The organism is Arthrobacter sp. P1_A5 (assembly GCF_056406825.1).
Window position 1 is genome coordinate 1 of record NZ_JBFTZL010000192.1, and the last position, 6,626, is coordinate 6,626.

Genomic DNA, 6,626 nt, shown 5'->3' on the forward strand with positions numbered 1-6,626 from the left:
CGCGTACGCAGTTCGGGCCTCGACGCCGGCAGCTGGCTGGAGATTGACGCAGCAGCTTTCGAGTCAAACGTCCGGAACCTCCTGTCTATGATCGATAACCGGGCGCTCTTGTGCGCAGTGGTCAAGTCCCATGCATACGGACACGGAGCTGACCTTTTACTCCCTTCCCTTGTTCGTCTAGGCGTCCCCTTCGTCGGAGTAGGAAGTAACGAGGAGGCAGCCATTGCACGCCGCTGCGGTTTTGCGGGCCGGATTTTGCGTGTCCGTGCCGCGGCTCCGCAGGAGATCAAGGCCGGCATGCGTCACGGAGTCGAAGAACTTGTTGCCGACCCGCAGAGCGCCTGGGAGATGCACAAGATCGCTGCCGAGGCCGGACGGCGATCCGCATTCACCTCGATATCAACGCTTCCGCGATCAGCAGGCACAGCCTCGACGTCTCGTCCACGCTTGGGTGGGCATCTGCGGTAGGGATCGTGAGCCACCCTGGGCTCATACTGGCCGGGATCATGACTCATTTTCCCAAGGACGATACCGGCCATATCGAAACGGCTCTACTTCGTTTCCGCAGTCAGGCGTTGACGCTGCTCCAACTGACCGGAACGCGCCGGGAGGACGTGCTGCTCCACTGTGCCAACTCCTACGCCGCGCTGCACGTCCGCGGCTCGTGGCTGGACATGGTCCGTGCCGGGGCAGTCCTCTACGGCGATTCGGAACCTACAACAGGGCACTTCCAACGGTGTTTGGCCTTCAAAGCCCGGATCGCTTCCATTAATAGCTATGCAGCAGGTACCAAGGTCGGCTACGGGCTAACCCACACCTTGGACCGGGACTCAAGGCTGGCATCAGTGACAGCGGGTTACGGAGATGGTTACCGGCGGGCACTGGCCAGCCAAGGCAGCGTGCTTGTCCGCGGCCGACGCGCTGCCATAGTCGACATCGTTTCGATGAATTCCATGGTTGTCGACGTCACCGACGTGGCGGGAGTTTCCCCTGGAGACGAAGTCGTGCTGTTCGGGCGGCAGGGACGCGCAGAAATCGCTCCCGCAGAACTGGAAGCAGCGAGGTCAGCGATACTCGCTGACCTCTACACTGTGTGGGCGCAAGGAAACCGCGTCCTGGTCAACAATGAAGACATGTCACAATAGGCGTAGTCATCGGGCGGAAGGAGCACGGAGCATGGATTCTTCCTCGGAAGCGTCGTCCATGGCCCAAGGACTTCGAATAGTTCGGTTGGTCGCAGACCGGGAGAAGCGGGGCAGGCGGCTTCTCGGCGTTTCCCAGCTCGCATCCGAGCTGGATATGGAACAAAGCCGCGTCTCACGGCTGACGCAGGAATTGTGTGAGCTGGGACTGCTGGAGCGAGTCGAACGCGGTCCCTTCCGAACCGGTCCACGTTTTTTCAGCCTGGCCGCAGCGCTGAATACCGGCTGGGTCCGCGAATCAAAAACCGAACTTGAGGCCTTAGTGGCTTCTTTCGGCCTTAGATCCAGGGTTTCCGTCCGTGATGGCTTCCGGGTCGTTCTCCTGCGGGCCTCCAGTAACGATGCGGTACCCGGCAGTTTCGTTAAACCCGGCATGGTGACGCCCGTGTGGTGTACCGGCTCCGGACGGGCCTTGCTGTGGGACGACCAACAGCCAGCCGTGGAAGTCCTTCTCGAGGATGTCAACTTTATCGGCGTAGGCGGTCCGGGGGCGGCCCATTCGCCGCAAGAAGTCGCCGAACTGATGGACCGGGACAGGGCGCGGGGCTTCATTGTCGCGGAGGAAGAATTCGAGCACGGAATCTACGAACTGGCCGTTCCGGTCCGCAACGCTGAAGGATCGATTCTTGCCGCGCTCAGCGTCCTCGGCAGCCGGGCCGAGATCAAACCCAGCACCAATGACATTGCAAAGGCCCTTACGGCAGCAGCCGAGCGGCTGGGGTCCTTTGAGGGCCGTCCCCGGGGCAACGCGGTCCGKAAGGGCCTTGCCAGCTAGGGCCGGTTCTGCGGCGCCGCGTGACCCAACGCTGACTCAAGCCACTTTCCCCAGGACACGAGAGCCGTGGCGCATAGCTCCAGGCGCGGCTCCAAGCGTGTCTTGGCGCCGACGACCTGAAGCGCTGCCACCACATCGCCCTTGAAGTCGCGAATCGGAACGGCCAGGGAGTAAAGTCCTGGTTCGGCTTCCTCGTCGACAACGGAGTACCCCCGTGCCCGCGCCCCGCGCAGTCGTGACAGGAAGTCCTCGACGTCAAGCGGTGTATTGGGGCCATGGCGCACGAAGGGAACGCCGGAGAAAATGGTTCGGACCTGGGCGTCCGAGGCTTCCCACAGCAGGGCCTGGCCGGCATCGCTACAATACGCCGGGTAGGGACGGCCCAGCCACGAACCGACCATGTTGCTACTTGCCGGAACACGCTCACCGATGGTGACAGTACTGTTTCCGCTCATAACTCCAAGGAAGCATCCTTCGTTTGTTTCACCGGCCAAGCCTTCCAGGGCGGTTACGCCGTCGGTCTGCAGCCGTTGCTCTGTCAACAGCTGTGCGTCTGTCAGGAGCGACCAGTTCATTGTGTAGGACCGGTGGTCTCCGCGTGCCAGAAACCCCTCCTGCTCGGCGGTCCGCAGGCTGCGCGAAACCTGGCTGCGGTCCCTGCCCAGATCGGCTGCTATATCAGCGACCGTTCCGCCAGACAGGCCTTCTGCGTTGCGGGAGCCCACCGCGAGGACAGCCATGATTCCCCGGCCCATGCTGGACGTCTTAGACATGGATCCGATTCTAGTCACTGCACCAACGTGTCTTAGTGGATGGCGAAGACACGGGCTGGAAAGCCGCTGCCGTGCAGGGGTTTCGGCCAGCTTGCAATGAGGATCGCGCCGGCTTCTGGAAGTCCGTCCAGGTTCGCCATCAGCTCGATCTGCCACCGGTTCCGCGCCAGGACATAGGTCTCCAAGCTGAAATCCTGGCGGGACGTAGCCAGTCCCGGGTCTGTGTCCGTCTGCTCATGGCCGACGGCAGTTACCGACCGCTCCTCGATCAGGAAGGAGAGGACTTCCTGGGACCAGCCAGGTGTGTGGCTGGCCCCCTTATCGTCCCTGTTTGCCATGGCGTCGGTGTCGGGCCAACGATGGCTCCACCCTGTCCGCAACGCCACAAAGGACCCCGGTGCGATGGCACCGTTGCGACGCTCCCATGCCTGGACGTCCTCCATCGTGGGAGTGGCGTCCGCATTTGCGGTGACCCGCGCGGTGATGTCGAGGATGGCCAGTGGAAGGACCATGTCCTCCACAGGAATCTGGTCCAAGGTCCGTCCCCCGCGGATGAAATGCGAGGGAGGGTCAACGTGCGTACCCCATTGGCCGATGATCGAATAGCGGTGAGCGGTGAAACCGTCGCCTTTCTCCAGGTCGAAGACCGCCTCCCTGATTTCGTCGGGGAAGGCCGGGAAATGCGGCTGGCCGGGGTGGAAGGCGTGCGTCAGATCGGTGAATGACCTGCCCGCCAGCAACGCCTGCAGACCGTCCCAAAGTCCGGCCGTGGTGGCTTCAATCATGATGTGGCCTCGCTCTCAAAGAGTGCGGGAAGGGCTGTGCTGGAGACGCTGACCGGGCCCGTCAGTTCGATGACCGGTACCTCCCAGGGATGGATATCCACGATGTGCTGCAGGAAGCGTTCCACGGCGGCGTCAGGGAGCGCCGCATCGAAATACGTCGTGAAGACCAAGGTAGGCGAAATTGTCCGCTGCCCCACCTGCCCCAACGTAGGGTTAGCGCCTTCAGTGCAGGTGAAACCCTCGAAGCCCAGGCCGGATTCAAATACATGCCTGTAGTTGCCAAAATCCCCTAAGTCAGGGGATTCCGACGAAGCCTGGAGCAGGGCCGCGATGCCGGCCTCATCTTTGAACGCTTCTGCGTCGCCCCTGGCGAGCCGCGAGAAAGTTTCCGAAGCTATGGGCCAATGCACGCGCAGCTTGCGGACTGATTTCATTGCAATTTTCAAGGGAGGCCTCTTCCTGGGCAGTTCGCAGATGGTGTCTGAAGGCTATGGTGGCATAGAGTGATGTGCATTACAAGCATGAACAAATGCTTATTACGCACACCATTGGAGGGGGGCGCGTTCTCTCGGCACATCCGCCAGACTCTGGGCGTGACTGAGCCGCGGAACACCGGTCAGCGCTAGCGGCTGCTGACCGTCATCTGCAAGCCACGGGCTGCACTGCGCCTTTTGGCACTGCACGCTGTGCTACCTTGCATTGCCGGGCCGCGAGGCGCCGCAACTGCCCGGCAGGAAAGAACAAACCGAAATGCTTGGAGCCGTGAACGATGCCCAGTAACACCTTGCTTTCCCGCACACTCGACGCCGGAGCGAACCTGACCGTGGACGGTGCACTCGCCACCGAGCTTGAAGCGCACGGCTGCGATCTGGAAGACCCTTTGTGGTCGGCTAAAGTCCTTCTGGAGCAACCGGAACTGGTCAAGCGCGTACACCACGATTACTTCCGCGCCGGAGCCGCTGTCGCCATCACGGCTAGCTATCAAGCCACACCCCTGGGATTTGCGCGCCGCGGCATCGGCGAGGAAGCGGCCCTGGAGCGGGTGGCATTGAGTGTGCGCCTGGCCGACGAGGCACGCCGCGAGTACCTGACGGAAAAACCGGATGCGGGCCCCCTGCTGGTTGCAGGATCGGTCGGGCCCTACGGCGCGTACCTTGCCGATGGATCGGAATACCGAGGCGACTATGTCCTCAGCCAAAACGAGTTTTTGGAGTTCCACCGGCCTCGAATCGCAGCGCTGGTGGCGGCCGGAGCGGACTTTCTTGCCTGTSAAACGCTGCCTTCATTGCCGGAGGCCGAGGCCCTGCTGGCACTCATGAAAGAGTTTGACGTCGAAGCCTGGCTCTCCTTCACGTTACGGGATGGCGGCCACCTCAGCGACGGTACGCCGCTGGCTCAGGCGGCAAAGCTCTTTTCGGCGGAGCCGCTCGTGGCGGCTATCGGCGTGAACTGCGTGCCGCTGGAGCTGGTCTCCCCATCGCTGGAGGCCCTGGGCAGAGCCACTGATACGCCCCTGATCGCATATCCGAATTCGGGCGAAAGCTATGACGCAGTCACCAAAACGTGGGGTCCGGCCGCGGCGAGAACTTCAGGCCCCGATACCAAACAGCCCGCAAGCCTTGCGGAGGGAACGCCAATCTGGCGTGAACTTGGTGCACGGCTCGTGGGTGGGTGCTGTCGAACGACCCCACAGGATATTGCCGCCGTGACGGCGCTGTCAGAAACTCACAAACCTGGATATCGACCGGTTGGTGCTGCTGGCGCAAAAAACCTCTGACGCGTCACGGACTTGGCCTATACGCAGTTAACCTAAGTGGCAATGTCCCCTATTGAGTAGCGATATATCGGGATCTGCGCAGCAGCACCGCCGTTCGCGGACACGGATCACGAAACGCGGCGGGCCGCCTCAGATAGGCGGCGACCATCTTATTTCGTGAACGGTCTTGTGTGACACCGTCATTTGATTAGGTGGTTCAGGAACCCCCGTATTGGGCGCCGGAATGGGCTTCGATTGCGATGTTGAGTTCTTCCAGGGTCGGGGGGTTTGCTCCCGGGCGCTGCACGGTGATGGCCGCGGCTGCAGCTGCGGTGTGTCCAAGCTGCTCCAAGACAGCTGGGGCGAAGCCTTCGGTTCCTCGGGTGAGAAAGCCCAGGATCAGGGCGGACATGTAGGAGTCCCCGGCACCGATGGTGTCGGCAACTTTGGACTTCACGGCGGGAATGCTGATGTTAGCGGCGGCGGTGGTGAATTGTGAGCCGTCGGCGCCTTTGGTGATGACGGTAAGTCCGGCGCCCAGACCGAGGATGTGTGCTGCGGTTTCGTCCAGGCTTTTTTGGGGGTACAGCCAGTGGGCGTCTTCGTCGCTGAGTTTGACGACGTCGGTTAGGGGCACGAGCTCTTCGAAGGTGGCCAAAGCTTCCCTGTGGCTGCCGAGCAGCGCTGGACGGATATTCGGGTCATAGGTGACCATGCAGTGTGTGCGGGCTTGTTCGAGCAGGGATTTCACGGCGCCAGCGCCGGGATTAAGGAAAGTGGCGATGGATCCGGTGTGCAGGATTTTTGGGAAGTAGGTGGGGGCTGTCGGGGCAAGGTCCCAGGAGATGTCGAAGTCGTACTTGGCGGAGCCGTCGGGTTCAAGGGTTGCTGTGGCCGATGCCGTTTTGGTGAGGGATTTTGATCCGGGCAGAAGTATGACGCCTGCGCTGCTGAGGTGGTTTTCGATGGAAATCCCACGCGCGTCCGGAGCTATGGCTGTGAGCAGACCTGTGGTGACGGCCAGGCGGCCAAGTCCGTAGGCGACGTTGGCCGGTGAGCCGCCGGGGTGTTCTACCGTGTCGTGCGACGTGGTGACCACGTCGATCAGCGCTTCGCCTATGACCATGACGTCGAGCATCTGGTGAGCGTCGTTCCGGGCTGTTGTGAGGTAATCCATGGTCTGTCTCTCGTGGGATGGTGATGATGGGAACTCCCGGTATGGATCCGCCCGCGGACCTGGGGGAGGTCCGCGGGCGGAGAAGGGGYTCCGGTAGAGCGGGAGGGTACTAGCCGGACCTCAGGCGGTGGCTGCGCCGGTCATGATCGCCACTGCGT

General features: G+C 62.0%; 7 protein-coding genes and 1 pseudogene. 4 read left to right on the top strand and 4 right to left on the bottom strand.

All coding sequences use genetic code 11. From position 1 onward, the window contains the following. Nucleotides 1–87 precede the first annotated feature (87 nt). The 3 genes and pseudogenes from AC1D1S_RS18095 to AC1D1S_RS18105 all read left to right on the top strand — a co-directional run. A pseudogene (locus AC1D1S_RS18095) lies at nucleotides 88–650 on the top strand (alanine racemase); the annotation flags it as partial. A 24-nt stretch (nucleotides 651–674) separates the two neighbouring features. Next, a complete protein-coding gene (locus AC1D1S_RS18100) occupies nucleotides 675–1,145 on the top strand; it encodes an alanine racemase C-terminal domain-containing protein (protein ID WP_476995104.1) in 471 nt (156 codons plus the stop codon). A 31-nt stretch (nucleotides 1,146–1,176) separates the two neighbouring features. Further along, nucleotides 1,177–1,977, top strand: coding sequence for an IclR family transcriptional regulator (locus tag AC1D1S_RS18105; protein WP_476995101.1), 801 nt, complete (start codon nucleotides 1,177–1,179; stop codon nucleotides 1,975–1,977). Here the strand turns inward: AC1D1S_RS18105 and AC1D1S_RS18110 are convergent. Genes AC1D1S_RS18110 through AC1D1S_RS18120 form a run of 3 tightly spaced genes read right to left on the bottom strand, consistent with a single transcriptional unit; the run spans nucleotide 1,974 to nucleotide 3,981 of the window. After that, nucleotides 1,974–2,750 (bottom strand): IclR family transcriptional regulator, encoded by a 777-nt coding sequence (locus AC1D1S_RS18110; RefSeq protein WP_243177962.1) that lies wholly within the window; start codon nucleotides 2,748–2,750, stop codon nucleotides 1,974–1,976. The two genes, AC1D1S_RS18105 and AC1D1S_RS18110, sit on opposite strands and share 4 nt — an antisense overlap. 32 nt (nucleotides 2,751–2,782) lie before the next feature. Then, nucleotides 2,783–3,535 (bottom strand): cyclase family protein, encoded by a 753-nt coding sequence (locus tag AC1D1S_RS18115; protein ID WP_028275200.1) that lies wholly within the window; start codon nucleotides 3,533–3,535, stop codon nucleotides 2,783–2,785. Further along, complete coding sequence (locus AC1D1S_RS18120; RefSeq protein WP_476944996.1) at nucleotides 3,532–3,981, bottom strand: hypothetical protein; 450 nt, start codon at nucleotides 3,979–3,981, stop codon at nucleotides 3,532–3,534. The genes AC1D1S_RS18115 and AC1D1S_RS18120 overlap by 4 nt, the downstream gene beginning before the upstream one ends. Before the next feature lie 323 nt (nucleotides 3,982–4,304). Here AC1D1S_RS18120 and mmuM point away from each other — a divergent pair, with 323 nt between their 5' ends. Beyond that, the gene (gene mmuM / locus AC1D1S_RS18125; RefSeq protein ID WP_476995102.1) at nucleotides 4,305–5,312 is read left to right on the top strand and encodes a homocysteine S-methyltransferase; all 1,008 of its coding nucleotides are present in this window, start codon (nucleotides 4,305–4,307) and stop codon (nucleotides 5,310–5,312) included. Nucleotides 5,313–5,508: 196 nt separating this feature from the next. Here the strand turns inward: mmuM and AC1D1S_RS18130 are convergent, their stop codons facing one another. Continuing rightward, on the bottom strand, nucleotides 5,509–6,468 hold the full coding sequence (locus AC1D1S_RS18130; RefSeq protein ID WP_476995103.1) for a carbohydrate kinase family protein: 960 nt from the start codon (nucleotides 6,466–6,468) through the stop codon (nucleotides 5,509–5,511). Between the last annotated feature and the right edge of the window lie 158 nt (nucleotides 6,469–6,626).